The organism is Porphyromonas crevioricanis (assembly GCF_900476255.1).
GTDB classification, from domain to species: Bacteria; Bacteroidota; Bacteroidia; order Bacteroidales; family Porphyromonadaceae; genus Porphyromonas; species Porphyromonas crevioricanis.
Map to the genome: position 1 here is coordinate 218,012 of NZ_LS483447.1, position 24,377 is coordinate 242,388.

The window sequence follows — 24,377 nt, forward strand, 5'->3', positions numbered from 1 at the left end:
AGTGTTTTTGTTTAGCGAAGTACCACCTTTTGCACAGTAGTCGCAACTCCTGTCTGTACCTGCAAGAGATAAACACCTCTGGGGAGGGAAGATACTCCCATCCGAACTACATCGGCATCCACAGCCAAGCTACGTACTTGCTCTCCGTTCAGAGTAAAAAGTTTAATCTTTTGTATATCAGAAGCTTCAATCCCAATTAGATCTGTTGCAGGATTGGGATACACCTTTACTTTAACTTCGCGACTTACCTCTTTGGTAGAAGCAGGGAATGAGTAAGTATAGGTATAGTCTAATTCCTTCTCAGCCGATCCTCCTGAGAGAGAATAGTAAGTCTCCTTGGTTCGACAATTTTTTAGCCCACGCAACACAACACGAGATATCTCGGTAAAAGGTAGCTGCGGATAGAAAACCTTTGTTCCATCTATACTCTTGTCATACTCGAAGACTCTATCAAAAACTCGTCTCCCTCCTTGATTGACCCCCACAAATGAGATCAAATTATCATCTTCGTATTTATATATATCTTCTTTAAAGACAGTAGCCCAATTGTCCATAACAGACCTATACTCAGCCTTAAGCAAGTTGTCATTTGCATCATAAGTATAGTCAATTGAGGCTCTAGCTGTCTCTACTCTATCTGCTCCACTTCCGGACAATCCATAAAGCGTTTCCTTGATTAGGAGCTTTTTATCATTGTATTCATACCTTATCATTTGGTTAGCCGTAGTTGTTTCTTCCCAGCGATCAAGCAATCCATCTTCTCTATAGAAGAAGTCCATTACGTTGAAAGGTTTGGTAAGATCGAGCATATAGACTGTGCGATGAGTCATCTGGTTCTTCTCATTGTAGGTATACACGAAACGAGTATCCACTACAGTCGGTTCTTGGTACCACGTTGCAGGATCTTCGGTCGGCTTCTCTACCAATACCTTGTAGATGTCTAAACGTACAATGTTGCCATGATCATCGTAATAGAGCGAATCAGTATGCATTCTAAGGTCTTCGTACTTGAATAGATCTCTGGCAACGAATCGGTTTTCTTTGTCATAGACAAAACGATAAGAGAAATCCTTGAGTTGATCTGAGCTATAAATTCCCGAGAGAAACATCTCCTTTCCTTCATTTGCTCGTAACGAAGCAGATTCTGGTACCTGGGCAGAGGCCACCCCCAAGGAGGCCACAGCTAAAAAAAGAGAAGTAATTGTTCTTTTCATATCTCATTGTTTTTCGTTAATACGATCAGGTTTATTTGTATAGTATCGTACTATAACCCCATCGACACAAAGGTAGGAAACAAAATCACAAAAGCAAACAAAAGGCCTAAAAAGAAGCTATAAATAGCTACTAAAACCCATTTCACAAGACATATGTAGGTATATCAACAGGCTTTCTCATACATATGACAGGCGAGATAAGGGAATTAGAAGAACAAACTATTTAGTACGAAGTTTCCTCAACTGATAGTCCATAATAATCGGTAGCAAAAAAAATGGAGGGGGGGGGGGCCTCCGATAGACAGGGAAAAGCAGAAAGTGCTGTGATCGGAGAAATCACTTATCAAAATCCACGAATCGACTTGTCGTCAGGACGCTTGAAATTCCGCTTCTCCATACGTTTCCAATACTCCTCGTTAAGATCTTTCTTTTCTTCCTGTGGTTTAGTCTTGCGAAGCTCCTCCGGCTTTTGTTCATCCAGAGGTAATTCGTTTATCTGCCAAATCTCATTTGTGATCCATTGAGCTTTGACAAGCAGTTTCTTGGGAAGGTAATAGACCTCTTCCGGCAATCGATCCGGATATTGGCCGGTATCCCAACGCCCATTCGCATTAGCATCGATAAAGAGGCGCGCGTAATACTCTCCGGCATTGATATAAGGAAACACAGCCTTGCCATTGACGGTGTTGGTCATTGCTAATACATTCTCAGTATTGTCGAGGAGCTCTACCACGCAATTATCGGCTACCGGAGAGATCTCCAACTCTACACTGCCGTATTCCTGCTCTTTCGCCAGCTCCAGAGTAAAGCTGAAGGCTTTATTCACCTGTCCATAGTAATCCTGCAATACAGCCTCATCAATAGAGAAGCGATACAGACTCCCCCACTGCCAATCAGAAGACAAACGATATACACATTCATTTGCGGGCAATGTTTCTATCTGATAGTTCAAGAAAGGCCTCCAAATACTGTCTGATTTGACCTCCACACAAATAAGACTGTCAAGCTGCTCTACAATAGGATGGGGCGAAGTAATAGAAACCGTGTCCAGCGGTGTTTTGGAATAAATACCCTTGCTACCGAAGACTTGCAACTCAAAACGAGGGCGTTTGTCTTGTATCTGACCTGTACTGTCTGCCGGCTGTTGTACTACAGAAGGCCGATCTTCTTTCTCTTTGGCTTTGCTTTCTTTCTCATTTGTGGCAATAGGGGTAGCCTCTTTGACTTTCTTATCGTCCTGAGCTATAGGAGTTTTTTTCGATTTTTGTTTGTGTAAAAATAACGTATCGGTAAGCACGATAGGCTGACGAAGGGAATCTAGACTTGAATAAGAGACTTCAAGCGGAATGCTATCTCGAGCGGACAAATCAGGAGAAAGGATCTCGTACCGCAGAGTCGTAGCATTCTCCCTAATAGCAGCCAAGAATGGATAGGGCCTACTGGGGCGACTCTCCACAGTGGGGCGACTTAGCTCCCTGAATAAACTGTCGGGCAAAGAATCCACTGTAACCCTCCGACTGACCGGCAACACAAGTGACGAAACAGAAAGAGAGTCCGGGAATTTAATCTCCGGCATTTGATCAACCGGGATAGCAAAATTCAGTACAAAAACCGCCGAATCCGGACGTTCGGACTTGAGTAGCTTCTGAGCATCTTGCACAGGGCGAAAAAATCGCAATATGATCTCCCGAGAAGAAGAGGGCGGTAAACTTCCTTGTGAAAGATTGCCAGGTACAGCCAGAAGAGCTGTGTCTGCTCCATTCAAAAGAATACTATCCTGCAATGATTCGGAAGAAAGAGACTGCCCCTGAGTAGAGCTTATCAGGGAAACAGAATCGAGTGCGGCAGTAGCCACAACCTCAGCTTGTGAAACTTGCCTCTCCTTCGATACAAGAGAGGCAGGATTAGCAGGCAAGGAATCGGACATTTCCTTATGGATAGTATCCGACAACACGCTGTCAACCACCTCCTCTCTGGGCAAATCCTGAACTGCGCAGTGAATTTGCTTATCAAAGGCTAAACCCTCTCCATTGGGAGAAAGCATATAGTTTCGGTCTATATCCTGAAGGGCATAAATACGATAGCAAGAATCCGGCAAATGAAGTAGAGAGAAATGGCCATCACTACGAGTCGTTGACACTCGGTAGAAGGGCTTGGTAATAATGGCCGAGTCCCCACGATCGACATGCACCCCAACCTTCAAGCCCTCCATAGGCTCTAATGTGCGAGCATCCACGACTACTCCACTCAACCGACCGTTATCCAAGTGATCTCCGGTAGAGAATGAGTACACAAATCCCTCTATCGGAGTATTCTCGTGTATATCGGCAACGGCATCGGAGAAGTCGATCGCATAGGTTGTATTAGGGAGGAGATCTTCCTGAAGTTCAATAGTAACATTTCGTCCCGATACTTTGATTTTTGGCGGTTCGGCTTGAGGGGGCGAAAGTGTCACCTTGGTGAGGGGACTTTTCACCTGCACTATTTCGTCGAACTGTAGCCTAATTCGCTTACCCTCTACCTGTACACTGTTAGGTAGTGGTGTAGCCAGAAGGAGCTTGGGAGGATCCTGATCAAAAGGTCCTCCTTCGGGAGATGCTTTACTGGCACAGGCTGAAAGACCCCACGTCACCGCCAAAAACAGCAACGATACCCATAGCTGTTCACAGCAACGTACCGAAGAGAAGAAGCGAGACACTGGTCTTACCGATAGGCTTGACGAATCAATTCGGCTACTTTAGCCAGCTCTTCCTGCGTAGGATTGAGCTTTTCTTTTCCGAAATGGATATCGGACTCTTGCTGCATCGGTACCAAATGAATATGTGCATGCGGTACTTCCAGTCCAATCACAGCTACTCCGATCTTTTTGCAAGGAATTGCCTCCTTGACAGCCTTTGCTACACGTTTGGCAAAAACTGTCATTGCAGCCAAATACTCATCATCAAGATCGAATATATAATCCACTTCTCGCTTGGGGACAACCAAAGTGTGCCCCATAGCCAAAGGATTGATATCCAAAAAAGCGTAATAATCGTCGGTTTCGGCTATTTTATGCGATGGAATCTCACCATTGATGATCTTACTGAAGATTGTTGCCATTGTATTTCTTTAGATCCATTGGACTTCTAATGAAAACAAATATAAGGAAAGAGATTTGTTTAGATTGCGATCTCCACAATTTCAAAGGTCTGTATACCTCCTGGTACAGTGATTTCAGCCTTATCTCCCACTTTCTTTCCCATAAGACCTCGAGCGATGGGGGTGTTTACAGACATCTTTCCCTCTTTGATATTGGCTTCCGAGTCAGACACCAGCGTATAAGTCATAGTAGCCCCATTCTTGAGATTCTTGATCGTGACCCGATTGAGTATCTGCACAGTATCCGTCCCTACGAGACTTTCGTCTATAATACGGGCGTTAGCCAACAGACCTTTGAGCTGGCTTATTTTGCTTTCTAATATACCTTGTGCTTCCTTGGCCGCATCATATTCGGCATTTTCAGACAAGTCCCCCTTGTCTCTTGCTTCGGCTATCTGTCGAGAGATCTCCGGACGTTGCACACTCTCCAGTTCGTTGATTTCGGCCACCAACTTGTCGTAGCCGTCTTGTGTCATATAGGTGTATGCCATTGTTTTTTCTTTGTTTCCGGACCAAGGATTCGCAAAATGCAAACCTCAACCCTGATACACTTGTTTTCTTATATTTCGATAAACTTCTTTTGCAACCGGATAATGCAAAACAGAGACTGCCCACTTTGCAGTGGGTAGTCTCCGATTTTTCTTACCCTTCCTCCGAATATAGATAATCCGAATAGACTGAGACCTCCCTACCGGGTTCCGTCTGAGAGAAGCTCTTTGAGAGCTATTATCTGCCTGGATTATCAGCTTTCTTCAGTTTTGTCCCCTGATACAAGCGACAAAAAAAGTGGGGGACAGACATTAGGCCCACCCCCTCCGCCAGACTTCTTTCGGAGGTCCGGTATGCTTAGAAGTTTGCTAAGTTTAGAGCTTTTTAGCAGCGTCTGCAACTTCCTTAGAAGCTTCCTGAGCTACTTCCTTTACTTGCTCAGCAGCACCTTCCATTGCTTCAGCAGCAGAGTCAGCTGCAACCATCATATTTTCTTCAGCCTGCTTCTGAGCTTCAACTTGAGCAATAGAGTCTGCAATGCGAGCAGAGTCTTCAGATGTAGTAGTATTGGTCTTACCGCCACAAGAAGCGAGAGTCATAGCTGCAGCTATAGCTGCAACCGCTACAATTTTCTTCATGTTGTTTCTAATTAAATGAGATAAGTAATATTCTTAATATCGGGTACAAAGGTACAATAAGTTTTAGTATCGCAAAATCATGCTGTTCATATCTCAGAAATTCAAGTATTCGAACTCACAAAAAGAGAAACTCTGAAAAGGAGCAACCCCCTCTGGAGAAAAAAAAGAATGGAACAGCATACATATTATAATAGTGCAACAGCCCTCCTCTTCATCGTCTCTGTCCTACTTGACTCCAATCCCTCTGTAAATAATATCGTATATGCGAGGGATATCGTACACATTTCGCCCATCAATCACTAAGGGCGTATGCATACTCCGGCGCACAACCTCCCACGAAGGCATTCGGAACTCCTTCCATTCAGTGACATGAAAAAGCGCATCGGCTCCTATAAGCGCATCATATTTGTCCATAGCATAGCGGACTTTGTCGCCCAATCTGCGTCTTGCTTCATCCATTGCAATCGGGTCATATACAGACACAATGCACCCGGCAGCCAAAAGGGCCTCTATCAGGACTAATGAGGTTGCTTCTCTCATGTCGTCCGTTCCGGGCTTGAAGCTCAATCCCCATACGGCAACCTTGCGCCCAGTAATATCTCCATCAAAATAAGCCAAGAACTTATCGAAGAGGACACTCTTTTGCTCCTTGTTTACAGCCTCTACCGCCTCCAACACCTGCATCCTGTAGCCATTCTTTCTGGCTGTCTCGATGAGAGCCTTGACATCTTTCGGGAAACAAGAACCTCCGTAGCCACAGCCGGGATAGAGGAATTTACTACCAATACGAGAGTCGCTACCGATCCCCATACGCACCATATTGACATCCGCACCTACTCTCTCACACAGGTTGGCAATATCATTCATGAAGCTGATACGGGTAGCCAGCATGGCATTGGCCGCATACTTGGTCATTTCTGCTGAGGAAATATCCATGAAGAGTACACGGAAATTATTTAGCAACATCGGTTTGTAGAGGTAGGTAAGCAGTTCTTTCGCTCTTTCGCTATCGACACCCACAACCACACGATCCGGACGCATAAAGTCCTCCACAGCATTTCCTTCTTTCAGAAATTCGGGATTAGAGGCCACATCGAATGCTATATCCATCTGGCGTTCAGCTAATTCATGAGAAACAGCATCTCTGACCAAATAGGAGGTACCCACCGGCACCGTACTTTTGCAAACGATAAGTTTGTAGCTATCCATAGCTCGCCCAATGTTGCGCGCAACTTGCAGCACATATCTCAAATCGGCTGCCCCGTCTTCATCCGGAGGAGTCCCCACAGCTATAAATACAATCTCCACATGAGGGAGTACGCGATCAAGCTCCGTATCGAAATGAAGGCGTCCGGCCTCGAGATTACGTTTGACAATAGCCTCGAGCCGAGCCTCGTAGATGGGCACAACACCTTGCCTCAGTTTCTCTATCTTTTCTCCGTCTACATCCACACAGTAGACTTCCGCACCAAGCTCGGCAAAGCAAGCTCCGCTCACCAGGCCTACATATCCTATTCCTATGATCGCTATTTTCATCTCGGGTGATTTCTATTGTCTGGAGGGATTGATTTATGACCGTTCACAAAGAAGCTCTCGCACGCCCAAAGTCCAATGAGAAGGTCTGATCCCGTATGCATCATACAGCAGGCTGTTCGACAAGACGCTGTATGCAGGTCGGATGGCAGCCGTAGGATACTCCTCTGTACTGATAGGTCGAAGAATACAGGGGTGCTGAGGGGATGGACGGAAAGACAGTGCATAAGCGGCCAAGTCATACCAAGAAGCTACTCCCAAATCACTGTGATGCAAAAGGGGAACTCGGAATTTAACATCTCGGTTGAACACCATGGCTATATCCAATAAGCTCTTGGCCAAGTGCGGAGCATAGGTAGGCGAACCTATCTGATCGACTACTACTCCCAATTCGTCTCGCTCGCTGGCAAGACGCAGCATATTGAGAACAAAATTGGAGCGATAGGGAGAGTAGAGCCATGAGGTTCGCACAACAAGAGCACGCCCGACAGAAGCAAGGGCCGCCACACCCTTCTCGCCCTCAAGTTTGCTGGCTCCATATACAGATCGGGGAGCCGGGAGATCCTGTTCGGTATAGGGGCGATTCTTCTCTCCATCAAACACGTAGTCACTACTGATCTGTATCATTCCGGCATAATCTAAATCAGCAATGAAAGAAGCCAGCTTGAGGGGAGCAAAAGCATTGAGAGCAAAAGCCTCTTCTCTATCCTCTTCGGCTTTATCTACAGCTGTGTAGGCTGCACAATTGATGAATATCAATTTGTCGTTTCGTTGGTCAAAAGAGGAGTTGGACAGCAGGCTCTCTATCCCCCTTTGCAGACTCTCCGAATCCTGATTGATATCCAGCACATCTCGGCCGGGGTTTACAAAGCATAAGTTCTCACGCCCGGCCGCCTCTGCCGCAAGCGCAAGGCCCAACTGTCCTTTCCCTCCGGTAGCTATTACATGAAGCATTCTTTCAAGAGATCGGTTTGTCCGATCATTAGTCGTTTTCGTCTTTTGTCTTGTATCGCTCTGAGAGCAGGGTCAGAAAGTTTCCAACCCTACTTAAGGCCTCTGTTGTTTCTTTGGTAACGGGCTTACCTTGGAGCTTTAGCAGATAATAGCCGTAAATTCCCTCCAACAGAGTTTCGATTTCACCACATTCTTTCCCATCGGACTTCTCCCTCAATCCTACAATGTAGGGGAGAACCTGATAGTACAGACTTGTGTACAACTGCTCCTTAGGATCAGCCAATAGATTTCGGTGCAAATCCTCCAGCTGCATCAATACAATACGCAGAATATTAAGGTGTCCTTCTTGGCGAAGGCCTTCACCTAGCATCATATCGAGCAGTTCGGCATAGCGACGTTTGATCTCCTTAGCTTCCTCTCCCTCGATGCTATAGCGACTCAGAAGAGAGCACTCCAGCTTATCCATATCCAAGTCACAAGCTCTTATCAAGTCCTCTACCTGCCACATATATAGCAAGTAATTGACAATATGGTCAGCTCTAAGTTTGTCAGCTGTGATCATCGTCGGTCGTTGTTTAGGGCTGCAATATACGCTCTACATCTTGCTCCTTTGCATCATGTGGTGCCGGGGTTATGCCCAGCAATCGGCATAGCAGAGGGTAAATCGTGATATTAGGTATGGGTTGCTCTATGCGATGGGCATTGGGGAAGTCCGGACCGAATGCTGCGAACAGGGCTAACATCTCGGGATGAGCATTGTCATACCCGTGCGCCCCTCCTGTAACGAAGGTTGGGTTAGTACTGAAATAAATATAGGTACCGATATCCGGTATCAACACAATCTCCCCAATGCGAGGATTGGAACCGTAGTGCAGCCGATCGGGAATGTCTGCTTTGCGATAAACTTTGACATGAGGCACCTGTTCAAGCTGCTTCATCACCTTATCGACCTTACCCGGCAGAGGGTACAGGATTGCCGGTACGCCATCTACTATGTATTCAAAGTCTTTTTCATCGAGCCATTGAGCTAGATTTATGGACTGCTCAGGGGTATAGGTAGCCATACCATGATCCGAGACAATGAGGAAATCGATCTGATCTCGATTGGGCAGCTTGCGTAAGCGAGCCAACATCTCTCCGACAACCTTGTCCATCTGCTCTACTTTCTCGATTGCCTGCCTGCTATCGGGAGAATAGGTGTGACCGGTATAGTCCGGCTCCTCTATATACCACAAAATAATGCCGGGGGCTGTCTCTTGTGGCATACTGAGCCAATGTATTACAGAGTCTATGCGCGTCAGTGGACTGATTTTGCTATTGTATTGCATCCAGTAGTCTGGCCGTTTTCCTCCAATAGCCGCTTCGCTGCCTACCCAAAAGAATGAGGCCGAGCGTATCCCTTGTCGTCCTGCGGTTGCCCATATCGGCTCTCCATGATAGAAATCGCCACGTTCTACGGACTGACGATCTCCAATACTGTAGCGACCCAACTTTTTGTCAAAAAAACTATTTGCCACTAAACCATGATGATTGGGATAAAGCCCGGTCACCATACTATAATGATTAGGGAATGTGAGTGTGGGGAAGCTAGGTCTGAGCCTTCCCGAAACTCCGACTGAAGCAATCGAATCGAGATTAGGGGTTCGTGCCTTGTCGAGATAATCGGCACGAAAGCCATCGAGCGAAAGGATCACTACTTTGCGCTCATTTCCTTTTTGCTCCTTAACGACAGCATTGTCGTTTACTGTAGCAGCTGATCCAATTATCGTTGTCGCAGATCGAGTTGTGCAGCCGATCATCAAACCGGGGACAAACAATAGCAACAAGCGAATCATTATATATTTTCTCATTGTATCACATATTTATTTTCACCAAATATCCTCCAAAGATATATAAAGGACACCATCCACAGGCTATTTTGCCACAATTACAAATATCATTTTTTGCCCCGAAGCATTTCCCGAGCATCCTTATAATTTGCTACCTTTGTCAGACTAATCTTGCATCCAAATAGATCCGATAATACAACAATGGAACAAAACAATTACGCTGTCTTTTCCGGCTCCAAGTCCAGGTACCTGGCCGAGAAGATTTGTACAAGTCTGGGCTGCCCTTTGGGCAAGATGACAATCGAACACTTCGCCGACGGAGAGTTCGCAGTGTGGTACGAAGAAAGTATCCGTGGTAAGGATGTTTTTCTGGTACAGAGTACCTACCCTTCGGCTGACAATCTGATGGAGTTATTGCTGATGGTAGATGCCGCCAAGCGTGCCTCCGCACACTATATCACAGCCGTAATTCCCTACTTCGGTTGGGCACGTCAGGACAGAAAAGACAAACCTCGTGTATCTATCGGAGCCAAGCTGATTGCCGACATGCTCAGTGCGGCCGGCATAACCCGCCTGATAACTATGGATTTGCATGCCGATCAGATCCAAGGATTCTTTAACGTACCAGTGGATCATTTGTACGCATCGGCTCTTTTCCTCGACTATATACACAACAATCTGCCTCTGCAAAACCTTGTCATTGCTACTCCGGACGTAGGTGGCACCAAGCGCGCCAACAGCTACGCTCGCCATTTGGGTGTACCGATGGTGATTTGCCACAAGAGTCGCATCAAAGCCAACGAGGTTGCAGAAATGCGTATTATTGGGGATGTAAAGGGAAAGGATGTATTGCTTGTGGATGATATTGTAGACACAGCCGGCACTATTACCAAAGCAGCGGATTTGATGATGGAGCATGGAGCCAATTCGGTTCGTGCCATAGCAAGTCATGCAGTGATGAGCGACCCGGCCTCTATGCGTCTGGATCAGTCCAGAATCATGGAAATGATATTTACGGACTCTATCCCCTACTCTCAGAAATGCGAGAAAGTCAAAGTCCTCTCTTGTGCGGCTATGATCGCTGAGAGTATCAAGCGCGTTTGCAGTCACGAATCAATTAGTTCTCTCTACTCTTTCTGATCAGAGACAAGGAACGCACAATAAAGCAAAAAGGGCTGCCCGGTCTATGGGCAGCCCTTTTTTGTATGGTCCGAAATCTCTGACTCTGTTGTATAACACGACATTCGTTACATTATTACCGATATTCAGGCTTGATCATATACCACAAGTAGTTCTCTGCACTCTGGTCTCGATGCCCTCAGGATTACCTCATTCTGCAAGGGCGACAAAAAGACAAGTTTTAATTGCCTTTTTGGATCCATGCAAAGGGTTCTCTATTTCAGTTCCCCAAAAACCGATATAAAATCACTCTTCACAGAAAAAAACAGTACCGCAAGAAGTACACCCCCAACAAGGGTGAGGGGCAGAGGGATCCTCGTTCCCCTGAATAAGTTTTCCTTGGCGTACAGCCTCGGCCGTGGCTTCATCCATTGGAGCATATACAACATCTACAACGGAATTTTTGCCACAAGCAGGGCAATTCACCGGCTTTTCGGCGAAACTAAAATTGAGTGGTCTGTGTGCTCTCATAATTTCTATGTTGATTAGGTTTAATTCATAAGTTCTCAATAGCTAAATACTCTACCCTGCCAAAATGTTTTAAGGAGAGAGAAGTTCTCTACTTCGGAAAGAGAAGGGAAAACCGCCCTATCGGCTTAGTACGGCAAGTCCGTGAGTGGAGTTCCACTCAGAAAGTCATCTTGAGATTGCAGGGGAGTTGTACCCATAACGGCAAGTGGATCTTGCGCTTCTTCGTCTGTTCGGCCAGCCGCAGACTCTCGTATGGTAGAAAGCTCGGCTTCCAGGGGGAGGAATTTGGCAAACTCAGCCCGGAAACGAATACGCACATCCCCTATGGGACCATTTCGATGCTTGGCAATGATAAATTCCGCCAAGCCGATCAGAGAGTTGCCATCCGGATCCTGAAATATCTTATAGTACTCGGGTCTGTGGATAAAGCAAACGATATCGGCATCTTGTTCAATCGCCCCTGATTCACGCAAGTCCGAAAGTTGAGGGCGTTTACTATTGAAATCCCCTTGCCGGGTCTCTACACCACGATTAAGCTGCGAAAGAGCTATGATCGGTATCTTGAGTTCCTTGGCCAATACCTTGAGAGAGCGAGAGATCATACTCACTTCCTGCTCTCGGTTACCCACATTCATCCCTGATGCATTCATCAACTGCAGGTAGTCGATAATGATAATCTGCACACCGTGCTCTCGCACCAGACGTCGGGCTTTTGTGCGCAACTCAAAGATAGACAGAGAAGGGGTCTCGTCTATGAAAAGCGGTTTATCGGTAAGGACTTGTAGTTTCTTGTCCAACTGTGCCCATTCGTATTTTTCCAGACGACCACTTTTGATTTTGTCGCCCGGTATTTCACAGACATTGCTGATCAGACGCTTTACCAACTGCACCGAACTCATTTCGAGGTTGAACACCGCAACCGGGATATTGTAGTCCACAGCTATGTTTCTGGCCATTGAGAGGACAAAAGCCGTTTTCCCCATGGCAGGGCGTGCAGCAATGATGACAAGATCCGAGCGTTGCCATCCGGAGGTCATCTTGTCGATAGCCGGGAAGCCCGATGTGATACCACTGATACCACTTGTCTGGTTGGCTGCAATACTTATTTCGTCCAAGGCCTGCTTGATGATCGGATTTATTTGGCGCACCTCTTCCTTGAGGTTACGCTGTGAGATCTCAAACAGCTCGGCTTCGGCCGATTGCATTTGATCTTCTATGTCCTCAATATCATCAAAAGCATTCTTCAGCACCTTGCTGGAAAAGCTGATCAACTGCCGGCTCATGGACTTCTGAGCCAAGATAGCAGCATGATACTCCAGATTGGCCGAACCGGCCACACGCAGAGTAAGGGAAGCAATATAGCTGGGACCTCCTACCTCGTCGAGCTTCTCCGTACGCCGTAGCTCTTCGGTCACAGTAAGCAGGTCTATAGGCTTCTGTTTGGATGCCAAACTCACGATCGCCTCGTAGATCAACTGATGTATCTTCAGGTAGAAAGTAGAAGGCTTGAGCAGGTCACTTACCGATGAGTAAGCATCCTTCTCCAGCAATATAGCTCCCAAAACAGCTTCTTCCAGCTCTATTGCCTGCGGTGGTATGCGCCCTTCTATGGGGTTAGCTATAACCACCGGATCTTGTAGTTTGGATTTCTTCCCCTTAGTTGCCGGCATATCGGTATGGAGTGATGGTAATTTTTGCGCTTTCAGTCTAATTTCAAAACAGCCAAGAATGCTTTCTGCGGAACTTCTACGGAGCCGATTTGCTTCATCCGCTTTTTCCCTTCTTTCTGCTTCTCCAAGAGCTTACGTTTACGAGAGATATCTCCTCCATAACACTTGGCCGTCACATCCTTGCGAACAGCTTTCACGGTCTCTCGGGCTATAATCTTAGCTCCGATAGCTGCCTGAATAGCAATGTCGAACTGTTGCCGGGGGATCAGCTCTTTCAGTTTCTCGCACATCCGCCTCCCGAAACTTTGAGCATTGTCGAAGTGAGTGAGTGTAGAGAGAGCATCCACGGTTTCTCCGTTGAGCAGAATGTCCAGTTTGACCAACTTAGAGGGGCGGAAATCCGATATGTGATAATCAAAAGAAGCGTAACCCTTGGAAATACTTTTGAGTTTATCGTAGAAGTCGATCACTATTTCCCCGAGGGGCAAGTCATAGATCAGCTCCACACGATCTCCGTGTATATACTCCTGCTTGATAAGAATCCCCCGCTTGCCAAGACAAAGAGTCATGATCGGCCCGATGAAAGCGGTATTGGTAATGACCGAAGCTCGTATATACGGCTCTTCTATATGGTCGATAAGCGTTGGATCCGGCAATCCACTGGGGTTATGCACCTCGGTACAGCTTCCTTTCTTGTCGTAGACTTTGTAGGATACGTTGGGCACAGTGGTGATCACATTCATGCCAAATTCGCGATCCAAACGCTCCTGAATAATCTCCATATGTAGCAGGCCGAGGAAGCCACAGCGGAAGCCAAAGCCCAAAGCTGCTGAGCTCTCGGGCTGAAAAGTGAGAGAAGCATCGTTGAGTTGGAGCTTCTCAAGCGAAGCTCGCAAGTTCTCAAAGTCTTCTGTTTCGATAGGATAGACCCCGGCAAAAACCATTGGCTTAACTTCTTCAAAGCCGGCAATCGCTTCGGGAGCAGGCCGATTGATATGTGTAATCGTATCGCCCACCTTCACCTCTTTGCTTGTCTTGATCCCAGATATGATGTATCCCACATCTCCACAGTTTACCGTATTGCGAGGGGACATACCGAGCTTGAGAACGCCCACTTCGTCGGCATCATACTCACACTCAGTCGCCATAAATTTCACACGATCACCCTTGCTTATACTTCCGTTCACGACCTTAAAATAGGCAATAATCCCACGAAAAGAATTGAATACAGAGTCGAAAATCAGACACTGCAAGGGCCCATTGGGATCACCTACCGGAGCAGGTATCCTCTCGACTATGGCGGACAAAATCTCATCCACCCCCAATCCGGTCTTTCCACTGGCCCGAATAATGTCTGCCCTGTCACAGCCCAAAAGATCTATGATTTGATCCTCCACTTCATCGGGCATTGCGCTGGGCAAGTCGCACTTATTGACGATAGGGATAATCTCCAAATCGTGCTCCAGAGCCATATAGAGATTGGAGATTGTTTGGGCTTGAATACCTTGCGCAGCATCAACGATAAGGAGAGCTCCTTCGCAGGCAGCGATGGAACGAGAAACTTCGTAGGAGAAATCCACGTGTCCCGGAGTATCGATCAGGTTCAGCACAAATTGCTCGCCTTTGTAGCTATAGTTCATCTGTATGGCATGGCTCTTGATCGTGATACCACGTTCGCGTTCCAGATCCATATTGTCCAAGACCTGATCTTGCAGGTCTTTGCCACTCACGGTTTGCGTTATTTCGAGCAGACGGTCGGCCAAGGTACTTTTGCCATGGTCGATGTGAGCTATGATGCAGAAGTTTCTAATATTTTTCATCGGGGACAAAGATAGCAAATCGCAAGCCTTGTAACCAGAGCTTTTTCTCCGGAAAAAGAGTTCAAACCCGGAGCTGCTTGCATCTCTCCTTAAATATAGGGAAAGAAAATAGCTGTCCATTACTGCCAACCGAGATATACCTCAAATTTGAGTCTTTCGCAAGGGCTCCAAAACAGCAATTAAGACTCGTCTTCTTGTCTACTTCGCAGAATGCAGTAATAGCAAGGTATCAAGACTGAGACATAGAGAAATACTTAATGGTATATGACCAAGCTTGAATATCGAAAATAACGCAGTGAGTGTTGTGCTATGCAACAGTTTCAATCCTATATCGTAGCAGGGAATACTGTAAACAGAAGTAAAACATCATATTGAGAAAACCAATAGAAAAAAGGCGTTTGGGAGACCTTTTTATCCCCTCCTAAAACACCGATGAACAGGGCATTCTGAGAGGGTCAAATTCTCTCCTGAGAGAAATTTTGCTAGCACAGGAGAGAACGAAAATTCTCTGAGGAGAGAAATTTCGCTCTCTCCCCAGAGATTTCTTTTTGCGTAGTATGGCAGTCGATCTTGGCTATTTTGAGATAAACTCTTTTTAATGTATACACATATATATTTTGCACTATATAATAATAAATACTGATCCCATGCAGTTTTGTGCAACGATATGATACTAAAGAATGCAGCAACCACTATATCGTATGATAAGTCCAAAGGTGAGAATACAAAAAAAGGGGCGTCACCGCCCCTTCTAAAGTTGTCTCACAAGGATTCGAACCTTGACAAACAGAACCAAAACCTGTTGTGCTACCATTACACCATGAGACAAGCCCAAAGCTCCTCGGGTCTGCTTGACAGGAACCCCGAAATGCACCGCAAAGGTAGTGTAAGTATTTTTTCCCCGCAATACCCTGACCGAAGGACTACCGCCTTAGCTTATGGCCGGAGAGAGACGGGTCTCTCCAATCGACACTTTCCTCACCAGCTCATCAAGAGAGAGCATTGTACAGTCTTCAGTCGGATGCATTGCTCAGATCCATACGGATGCGCCATTCATGCGGATAAAGGTTATTGGCTCTATTGCCCACATTCTTGACAAAACCCAATGGCAGACCGGCATAGGTAATCAACAGATAGCCCTTATTAGCTTCCGGATGCAAGGAAATAGCCTGTCTCTGCAGATAGTGCTGCGCTTCTTCTCGGCAAAGATCTACACGATCGAAGGCTTCAAAATCAAGATCTATAGAGAAAGCCAATGCCGGAGCCGGGGCATAATTGCGCCCCTTGAGTTCGGCAAAATCTATCCCAGCCATAATAAGCCTAATGTTGGCAGACTCCAATTGCTCTAATACAGGGATTATCGGTTTTGGAATAGCATGGATAAAGCCATCCGCCATGTTCCGGAATACAAAATCTTCGTGATGAGTAAGCCATTGTCGTATATGCAGAGGGATATCCTCCAAGCCTTTGTGCTGCTTGTCGTTTCTTTTGCTCTTCCGGTGAGCCATAGAAACATCTTGATCTTCTTTGCGCACAAGAGCCATAAAAATTCCTTCTCCCTCAGTACGATGTGGCATAAAGCGGAAAGTTGTCGTAGCAGACGAATAGCCCGATATCCCTCTCCTTGCAGCCTCCATCTCGGCAATGTGCGAGGTATCCAGCTCTACCGGCTTAGCCCCCAGCTCATTGAGCAGATATGCAACATTCTCTTCGTTTTCCTGTCTATTGTAGGTACAAGTCGAATAAACCAACAAGCCACCGGGCTTGAGCATCTTCCAAGCTTCATCCAAAATTTCTCGGGCTCTCTTGGCCGATTGAGCTACCCGCTCTCGAGACCATTCGAGACGAGAATCAGGATCTTTGCGAAACATACCCTCACCCGAACAGGGAGCATCGACAAGAATAAGATCGAAAGAAACGCCCGATCGGCTCAGAACAGAAGGTTCCGCAGCGGAACAAATAGTATGCGAATAACCCCACTTACGCATATTCTCTGCCAAAATACCAGCACGGCTCCATACCACTTCATTAGCTACCAGTGTGGAGCCTGTCGGTAAAATATCCGCCAGAAGAGTCGCCTTACCACCCGGAGCAGCACATAGGTCGAGAGCAGTAATCGGAGCCGTTCCCAGCAGAGGGCGAATAAGTGATAAAGCCATGGAAGAGGGCTCCTGAACATAATAAGCAGCTCCGTGAAAGAGAGGATCGGCCGTAAAAGAAGGTCGCTCCGGCAAATACACACCCCAAGGAGAATACCAAGGGATTCTTTTGTAAGGGCTATTGTAGACCTCAGAAAAAGGAAGAGCACACTGTATCAAGCCTGTTGTGGCTTTGTATGGGTGCATACGTATGGCTATCGTAGGCGGTTGTTCTATGGCATGCAGCAATTGCTGGGATTCTTCTTCACCGAGCAACTCCTGCATATCGGCTGCAAAGCCTTTGGGTAATGGAGGAAGATGTATCATTTACCTAATATAAATATGGTGGGTATTTTGTGTAACTCGGGTTTATGCTTTTTCCACTTACCCAAGCTTTGAGTCTTAATCATTTGCCGGCTGCCGGTTATATCGGAAGCTATGCACAGTAAGGTCGAAGGTTTGCAGCAACGGCAAAGGTCGTCTACGAGTTTTTCATTGCGGTACGGAGTCTCGATAAATATCTGTGCGGATCCATGGCGATCTACAGCTTGCTCCAACTGTTGCAGAGCCTGTCGTCGCTCTCGCTCATCTATAGGCAAGTAGCCATGGAAAGAAAAGCTCTGCCCATTGAATCCGGAGCTCATCAAAGCCAAAAGAATACTTGATGGCCCAATCAGAGGACAAACCCTATAACCGGCCCTATGTGCAGCAGCTACCAGCAAGGCTCCCGGGTCTGCTACAGCCGGACAACCGGCCTCACTGATCATACCTACATCTTCGCCTTCTTCCAATGGATGCAAATAGCTCCCGACGTCTTCGGGAGAACTGTGCTTATTCAATTCATAGAAATGAAGGCTATCAATATCTATACTGCGGTCTGCAAGTTTGAGAAAACGTCTGGCCGAACGCACATTCTCCACAACGAAGTGACGTATATGCGCCAGCAACTCTACATTATAGGCCGGTAAGACGTGATCAAGGGGACCTTCCGAAAGAGGGACGGGAATAAGATAGACAGTACCGGGACGACTATCTGTGGAGGTGTTTGTCGTATGATTATTCATCATAAGAGAATTTTAGGACTGGAAGAAGAAGCCGGCTGAGACTGCTTCTCGACATGTGCTTGACGAAGTTGTTCGGCCAAACGCACAGTATGGCATATATAGGGCAATTCACTTTTGAGACAGGGAGCAATCGTCCGGGTATTCAGATGTTGCTCTATCTGATCTATAGGCCACCATTTGCCTTCGCAGGGGCTTTGGTGACAAAGTAAAAGATCGGGAGCCTCTATCTGTTGTATGAAAAGGTATATGTATCGCCCACACTCTTGCCCATCCAAACTATAGTGCAACAAACACTTAGGTTGGGGACGATGTATTCCACAAAAACGATTGTACACCATCGAGGCGGCCAAATCACTCGGCTCTACCCCATCGGACAGAAAGTTCTGAAAAGGCGTGTCGTATCCTCCCACCGGACAAATATCAGTCGGTTTACGGCTCTCCAGATAAATCATATCATTACAAACCGTCAATACCCTCACAGTGGGCAAGTAGTAGAGCTGAGGATTTTCGAACCGATGAAGGGAGGAACGAGCTGTAAGACCCACCCGAATACCCATACTATTGAGCAAAGGCAGCCATTCTTCCTGATGTAAACGGCTACGCAACAGCCAATGGCGAGTCAGCTCATAGCCTATGATAAGGAGGGTAGCAATCGGGGCTACATACAGTACCGGATCCGACGATGTTTCTTCTCCATTCCATATTGAGTTCAACAAGATAGCCGGCAAATAAGACAGACAGAGCAAGCAATGGCACAAGAGCTGCTCGGATGCGATGTACAAGCGTTGCGACTGGTCCTTATGCTTCTCCTTCCGACGACTTTTTGCCGAGACTCTCCTGTATAGAAAAACGGACAATCGTTCGATCAGAGAATAAGCAACAAAAGTCGATAGCCACACGAGCTGTAAGTGGGATTTATGCTCTATCTCCCACAATATGGATACTGCCAGAGACAACAACACAGCCAAGGCAGGCCCCAAAAGAGCCGTATGCATACAGAGTGGTTTGCGCATGAAGGCATAACGTAAGCCCAAAGCAAAGCACAGAGCAAAACCAATAAGCAACACCAAGCCCGGCTGGATATACAACAATCCCCATGCCACCCACAAAATAGGCAATAAGCCCTCTGCCGGGTGAATACTACTGGAGAATGGACAAGATGTTTTCATACCTCAAGGGTCGCTAATACGACTTCTATATTTATTCTGCTGTAACTGACTCAGATGTGCTAAATCCTGATTTCCACCATCTTCTCTATTCCAAGAAAGAGAAAGAGACACAGCACATATCCGAAAAAGGTTGCCCGCATTCGGATATTTACTTTTGGGGACTGTGATGCTATAACAAGCCACTATCCTATCAGGTTGAGTACAACTATCATTTTGTCAGTCCCGTACTCAATCCTCGAACGGACATAGAGAGATGGTGGAATAAACCCATGTAGCATCTATCTCGAAATGATTTATACCTTTGTCGCAGAGATGAATAGAAGAATAATACTTACACTGTTGGCTCTATGCTTGGCTTGTACAGCCAGCTTCGCCCAACTTCGGCAGGGAGAAAACACCTACCCTATCGCTGCTGAGAATATCTACCTGATAGAGGCACAAAAGCTCTCTCCTTTCGTATCCAAAGTCTTATCTCTTGTTGAGTTGAAAAACGATACAGCGTCCTTAGCAACCACCTTGGCTCAACCGGAAAAGCTGCAATCTGTCATCAATCGACTCAGACGTGATTTGCCGGTACAACCTCTTGATCTGACCGAATCTGCAAAATACCATCAATGGTCTATGGATGTCCCTTTTCAGGACAAAAACAGAAATCTGTCTCCCGAAGTACTGACGGAAATAGCCTGCCTATCTGATGGATTTAAACGCGGGCAATATGGTTATATCGTCATTCGGGCAAGCTACAAGCCTGCAGATCTTCTCATCCCAATACGGATGGATAAAATCAAGCAAGCCTTGGAGTCTTCCGGCATACCATCTACAAGTATCGGCTTGGCACAAGACAAAGCCCTGGATGCCCATGGGGAAATAGAGCTTATCGTCATTCGCTGAAGCTGCTCTTTTTTACTTAAGCCTTTTCTGACTGCCTCACAGCGGACGGTGCTCCGGCTGTGTGGCTTGTGTTGTACTTCGCCCTTTCTAATGGAGGGAACGTACTTATGGACAATGAAAAGGGCCAAGGTCTCACAATAGTCTCTACCTTTGTTTCGGGACTTAGTGTGAGTAGTTCCTCCGTAGTAATGAATGACCTGCTGAAGCAAGACATAGCTTATCTGCCAGGGGTCGGCCCCAAACGTGCCGAAGTGCTGAAAAAAGAGATCGAAGTGGAGAACAAACTCGATCTGCTGCAGTATTTCCCTTACCGCTATGTAGACCGCTCACGCTTCTATACCACAAGAGAGATTCACGCAGAGATGCCTTATGTGCAGCTGCGAGGCTATATCCGTCGTTACGAAGAAGTTGGCAATGGCCGACAACGACGACTCACAGCCATTTTTTCAGACGAATACGGTTCCATAGAGCTGGTTTGGTTCAAGGGCTATCGCTATATAGAACAGCTCTACCCGGCCGGTGCACAATACATCATTTTCGGGAAGCCGGTTCTCTATCGGCATGGATTCAACATTGCCCATCCAGAAATAGACAGAGAAAGTTCGGCAGAGCGTATTACCGGAGGTTTGATGCCTATGTATAACACCACCGATGCCATGAAAAGAGCCGGACTGCACTCTCGAAAGATACAGGAGCTGGTTTTTCTTCTACTCAAATCGGTGAAAGGGCATTTAGAAGAGACTTTACCGGAAGACCTTATAAAACGGTATGGGCTAATGCCCTATACCGAGGCTATCACTCTGGCGCATTTTCCTCGCAACAGCCGTGATCTGGAATATGCCCGCGCTCGGCTCAAATTCGAGGAGCTCTTTTACCTGCAACTCAAACTCGTAGGCAGGAAACACAAACGCAAGACAGTGTTTCAAGGGGAAGTATTCGAGCAAGTGGGAAATCTATTCAACACCTTCTATCACGAACATCTTCCTTTTGAACTGACGAATGCACAAAAACGCGTGCTCAGGGAAATACGTCGAGATACCCTTAGTGGGCACCAAATGAATCGATTGGTACAGGGAGATGTGGGCAGTGGGAAAACGATGGTTGCCCTGCTTTCCATGTTACTGGCATTGGACAATGGTTGTCAGACAGCCATGATGGCTCCTACTGAAATTCTCGCACAACAACACTACGAAGGACTCAGCGAATTACTCAGCCCTCTGGGGATAGAAGTTGCCCTGCTCACCGGCTCTACAACCAAGACTCAACGACAGAAATTACTTCCTCGATTGCTATCCGGAGAGGCTCCCATCGTTGTCGGCACCCACGCCTTGCTTGAGCCAACTGTCCGATTTAAGCGATTGGGATTGGCTGTGATTGATGAGCAACATCGCTTTGGAGTTGAACAAAGAGCCAAGCTATGGATCAAGAACTTAGAGCGACTTCCTCATGTCCTCATCATGTCTGCTACCCCTATTCCTCGTACTCTGGCAATGACTCTCTATGGCGATTTGGATGTCTCCGTAATCGATGAGTTGCCTCCCGGCCGCAAACCGATACTCACCCTCCACCGCTACAGCAACGATATACATACCGTTTTCGATTTTCTGCATCGTCAGCTTCAGGCGGGCAGACAAGCCTATGTCGTTTTTCCCATGATAGAGGGGAGCGAGAAAGATGACTACAAAAATTTGGAAGAGGGCTACGAACTCTACTCAGCTGTCTTCGGCTCAGAAAAAGTCGGCTGGTTACATGGAAAAATGAATGCACGTGATAAGGCAGCTGCCATGGCTGCTTTTGTCTCGGGAAAAAAGCGAATACTCTTGGCTACAACCGTCATAGAGGTAGGAGTGAATGTTCCCAATGCCACGGTAATGATTATCGAGGACGCCGGGCGTTTTGGTCTCTCTCAGCTGCACCAATTAAGAGGACGTGTGGGGCGTGGGGCAGAGCAGAGCTATTGCATCCTGATCACTGACACAAAATCGGGATCCGACGCAAAGAAACGAATTGAGGTAATGTGTGAAACGAACGATGGTTTTGTAGTTGCTGAGGAGGATATGCGCCAAAGAGGTTTCGGTGAAATAGAGGGGACTCGACAAAGTGGGCGTGAACTGACACTGAAAATAGCCAACCCGGCTACAGATGCACAGTTAGTTGCGTTGGCTCGTCATGTAGCCGAAGAAGTTATCTCAGAAGACCCCAAACTGTCTTTACAAAAAAACTCCCTCATTCGAGAGCATCTGCAGTATCTCAATAGGCACACAGACGAAGATTACCGCAATATCAGTTGATTACTCTCTCAAGGCTTTGTGCACTCATTGTTGTTTTTATCTCCGTGGAAAGGGAATGATCTGATTACATACAGAAGGAACAACCCTGTTGTATACAGAGGCAATAAGCTGATTACACACGGAGGGAACAACCCAATTGTATACAGAAGCAATGAGCTGACTACACGCAGAAAGAACAATCCTATTGTGTGCAGAGTTACACTCGAATTTGGAACGATTATATCCGATCAATATACGAGCTTGAGTCATTTTCTTTTTATCCACTCTCTCTTGTAGTCTTACTCGCATTGCCTGCATCATCCCAGTTCATTTTCTGTCTTTATTATCTATGTACCTATAAACTTTATACGACATCGAGTCCCTAGCCTCTCTTTATTCTCTCCCGTTCTTGATTAGGAATTATAGATATAGATTGCAAGGGATGGAAAGATTCATTATACCCGAGTCAGGGAAAGAGACCGAGCCAAAATTGAATCTTGATGCAGTCTCATTTTCCTGTTTAACAGTATGACAATTCAATTGTCTTTGGTTTGTCTCCAAGCAATATGCGCTAGCAAGCAAAATGTTATATAGCACTCACGGGAACGCTACACTCTCCCAAACAAGGTCTATTTGTAGAGGAACTTATGGCTCACAAATTCTCCATTCCAAATCTGGCGATCTCATCAATAATAGGCAATACTTTTTCGCCTAATGGTGTGAGAGAGTACTCCACTTTGGGAGGAACCTCCGGATAGTGTTTCTTTTTGACCAATCCTTTGCTGCAAAGAAATTTCAGTTCATCAATAAGCATCTTCTCACTTATGCCGGGAATCGCTCGTTTGAGCTCTCCGTAACGGATTATCCTTCGATTGATTTGGAAAATGATGAGCAGAGTCCACTTTCCAGCGAAAATCTGCATTGACTTCCGCACAGGACATTCGTTGTCCGAAATTTTTCTTTCCATAATAAAGTCTTTTACTACTGATAATCAGCAAATCTATCAATATAGTATGTATCATACAATATTGTATGTACTTGTATATTATAAAGCATCGGCATTACTTTACAGTGATTTCAATAAGTAAAACACAGATCTATGGAAAAGAAAACTGAAAAAGTGAGCCAATTTTACACTGCTTTAGCACAGGGTGATTTTGAAACAGTAGGAGCATTACTTTCCGATAATTTGATATGGCATCAGCCGGGAGAAGGTACACTGTCAGGCATTTACAACGGGAAACAGAGTGTTTTCGCTCATTTGGGAAGAATGGCTCAATTGAGCAATGGTACTTTCGCCATCAACCACGTGGATTACATAACGGAAAATGGAGACTTAGTTGTAGCGTCTATTGGTTTTATGGTATCTGCAAGTGGACATTCGATAGAAATGAAAGGAGTAGATCTCTTTCGCTTTGATAATGACTTGATAAAGGAGGTGTGGCTTTTTTCTGAGAGAATTGACGAAGAAGATCAATTTTGGACAGCGTTGGCACAAGACTGACAGCCCCTCCTTAGTGTAAACTTGGAACTGTCATCGCACAACAAAGGCGGAGTATACAACAGGTTTTCGGTGGTACAATAATCCGCCATAAGAAACAGGCAGTAAGAAGAGTGCTTCTTGCTACCTGTTTTCATATTCAACTGTCTCATCTGTTTTTACTACAACTCACGAACAAAGGCACAGAGTGCTATGCAATGGTCTCCGGTGGTTCTCGGGGAAGATGCCGCTACCGAGGGTTAGACAAGACACATACACAGAGTATCCTTGAAGCCATGGCGTACAATCTCATGCGTATGCCAAGGCTTATTGTGCTTCAAACTGCCAAATAAGCACAAAATCCCCGACCTTGTGGCGATTTTCCACAAGATCGGGGTAAAGGAGGAGAATATCACAGCTGAAAAACACG

Annotated in this window: 20 protein-coding genes, 1 tRNA gene and 1 pseudogene; 5 read left to right on the forward strand and 17 right to left on the reverse strand. The window is 46.2% G+C overall.

What is annotated here, in order from left to right:
* Positions 1–11 precede the first annotated feature (11 nt).
* The 9 genes from DQN70_RS01060 to DQN70_RS01105 form a co-directional block, all read right to left on the reverse strand.
* The gene (locus tag DQN70_RS01060; RefSeq protein ID WP_023940577.1) at positions 12–1,214 is read right to left on the reverse strand and encodes a T9SS type A sorting domain-containing protein; all 1,203 of its coding nucleotides are present in this window, start codon (positions 1,212–1,214) and stop codon (positions 12–14) included.
* A 343-nt stretch (positions 1,215–1,557) separates the two neighbouring features.
* Complete coding sequence (locus tag DQN70_RS01065) at positions 1,558–3,912, reverse strand: Ig-like domain-containing protein (RefSeq protein ID WP_023936450.1); 2,355 nt, start codon at positions 3,910–3,912, stop codon at positions 1,558–1,560.
* Positions 3,913–3,917: 5 nt separating this feature from the next.
* Complete coding sequence (locus DQN70_RS01070) at positions 3,918–4,313, reverse strand: HIT family protein (protein ID WP_023940718.1); 396 nt, start codon at positions 4,311–4,313, stop codon at positions 3,918–3,920.
* Positions 4,314–4,372: 59 nt separating this feature from the next.
* Positions 4,373–4,843 carry a transcription elongation factor GreA gene (greA, locus tag DQN70_RS01075; RefSeq protein ID WP_023936448.1) on the reverse strand — a complete coding sequence of 157 codons (471 nt, stop codon included), beginning with the start codon at positions 4,841–4,843 and terminating at the stop codon, positions 4,373–4,375.
* 372 nt (positions 4,844–5,215) lie between these two features.
* Positions 5,216–5,479, reverse strand: coding sequence for a hypothetical protein (locus tag DQN70_RS01085; protein WP_023936443.1), 264 nt, complete (start codon positions 5,477–5,479; stop codon positions 5,216–5,218).
* Positions 5,480–5,704: 225 nt separating this feature from the next.
* Positions 5,705–7,015 (reverse strand): UDP-glucose dehydrogenase family protein, encoded by a 1,311-nt coding sequence (locus DQN70_RS01090; RefSeq protein ID WP_023940717.1) that lies wholly within the window; start codon positions 7,013–7,015, stop codon positions 5,705–5,707.
* Between the two features lie 33 nt (positions 7,016–7,048).
* A complete protein-coding gene (gene rfbD / locus DQN70_RS01095) occupies positions 7,049–7,966 on the reverse strand; it encodes a dTDP-4-dehydrorhamnose reductase (RefSeq protein ID WP_023936439.1) in 918 nt (305 codons plus the stop codon).
* A 28-nt stretch (positions 7,967–7,994) separates the two neighbouring features.
* Positions 7,995–8,528: a DUF4924 family protein gene (locus DQN70_RS01100; RefSeq protein ID WP_023940716.1), complete on the reverse strand. Its 534-nt coding sequence runs from the start codon at positions 8,526–8,528 to the stop codon at positions 7,995–7,997.
* Positions 8,529–8,541: 13 nt separating this feature from the next.
* Positions 8,542–9,816: an alkaline phosphatase family protein gene (locus DQN70_RS01105; protein WP_078801681.1), complete on the reverse strand. Its 1,275-nt coding sequence runs from the start codon at positions 9,814–9,816 to the stop codon at positions 8,542–8,544.
* 180 nt (positions 9,817–9,996) lie between these two features.
* Between DQN70_RS01105 and DQN70_RS01110 the strand changes: the two genes are divergently transcribed.
* Positions 9,997–10,935 (forward strand): ribose-phosphate pyrophosphokinase, encoded by a 939-nt coding sequence (locus DQN70_RS01110; RefSeq protein ID WP_023936432.1) that lies wholly within the window; start codon positions 9,997–9,999, stop codon positions 10,933–10,935.
* 285 nt (positions 10,936–11,220) lie between these two features.
* Here DQN70_RS01110 and DQN70_RS01115 read toward each other — a convergent pair whose 3' ends face one another.
* The 7 genes from DQN70_RS01115 to DQN70_RS01145 form a co-directional block, all read right to left on the reverse strand.
* On the reverse strand, positions 11,221–11,445 hold the full coding sequence (locus DQN70_RS01115) for a hypothetical protein (protein ID WP_023936430.1): 225 nt from the start codon (positions 11,443–11,445) through the stop codon (positions 11,221–11,223).
* Positions 11,446–11,570: 125 nt separating this feature from the next.
* A complete protein-coding gene (gene dnaB / locus DQN70_RS01120) occupies positions 11,571–13,115 on the reverse strand; it encodes a replicative DNA helicase (protein ID WP_023936429.1) in 1,545 nt (514 codons plus the stop codon).
* 32 nt (positions 13,116–13,147) lie between these two features.
* The gene (gene lepA / locus DQN70_RS01125; RefSeq protein ID WP_036888446.1) at positions 13,148–14,935 is read right to left on the reverse strand and encodes a translation elongation factor 4; all 1,788 of its coding nucleotides are present in this window, start codon (positions 14,933–14,935) and stop codon (positions 13,148–13,150) included.
* A gap of 757 nt (positions 14,936–15,692) precedes the next feature.
* Positions 15,693–15,763 (reverse strand) — tRNA-Gln (locus tag DQN70_RS01130).
* A 185-nt stretch (positions 15,764–15,948) separates the two neighbouring features.
* Positions 15,949–17,400, reverse strand: coding sequence for a methyltransferase RsmF C-terminal domain-like protein (locus DQN70_RS01135; protein ID WP_023940710.1), 1,452 nt, complete (start codon positions 17,398–17,400; stop codon positions 15,949–15,951).
* Complete coding sequence (locus DQN70_RS01140) at positions 17,397–18,137, reverse strand: SAM-dependent methyltransferase (RefSeq protein ID WP_042120171.1); 741 nt, start codon at positions 18,135–18,137, stop codon at positions 17,397–17,399. The genes DQN70_RS01135 and DQN70_RS01140 overlap by 4 nt, the downstream gene beginning before the upstream one ends.
* Entirely contained in the window at positions 18,137–19,306 is a 1,170-nt protein-coding gene (locus DQN70_RS01145) for a hypothetical protein (RefSeq protein ID WP_023936417.1), read from the reverse strand. The genes DQN70_RS01140 and DQN70_RS01145 overlap by 1 nt, the downstream gene beginning before the upstream one ends.
* A gap of 312 nt (positions 19,307–19,618) precedes the next feature.
* Here DQN70_RS01145 and DQN70_RS01150 point away from each other — a divergent pair, with 312 nt between their 5' ends.
* Together DQN70_RS01150 and recG are read left to right on the forward strand one after the other, a co-directional pair.
* A complete protein-coding gene (locus DQN70_RS01150) occupies positions 19,619–20,197 on the forward strand; it encodes a hypothetical protein (protein WP_145980587.1) in 579 nt (192 codons plus the stop codon).
* Positions 20,198–20,385: 188 nt separating this feature from the next.
* Entirely contained in the window at positions 20,386–22,488 is a 2,103-nt protein-coding gene (recG, locus tag DQN70_RS01155; RefSeq protein WP_042226035.1) for an ATP-dependent DNA helicase RecG, read from the forward strand.
* A 631-nt stretch (positions 22,489–23,119) separates the two neighbouring features.
* On the opposite strand, the gene DQN70_RS01165 is transcribed toward recG, so the two are convergent.
* On the reverse strand, positions 23,120–23,434 hold the full coding sequence (locus tag DQN70_RS01165; RefSeq protein ID WP_036888383.1) for a winged helix-turn-helix transcriptional regulator: 315 nt from the start codon (positions 23,432–23,434) through the stop codon (positions 23,120–23,122).
* A 132-nt stretch (positions 23,435–23,566) separates the two neighbouring features.
* Between DQN70_RS01165 and DQN70_RS01170 the strand changes: the two genes are divergently transcribed.
* Positions 23,567–23,971, forward strand: a complete 405-nt coding sequence (locus tag DQN70_RS01170) for a nuclear transport factor 2 family protein (protein WP_023936403.1) — start codon at positions 23,567–23,569, stop codon at positions 23,969–23,971.
* Between the two features lie 215 nt (positions 23,972–24,186).
* Positions 24,187–24,300: pseudogene (locus DQN70_RS09680) on the forward strand (IS5 family transposase); the annotation flags it as partial.
* Positions 24,301–24,377 lie beyond the last annotated feature (77 nt).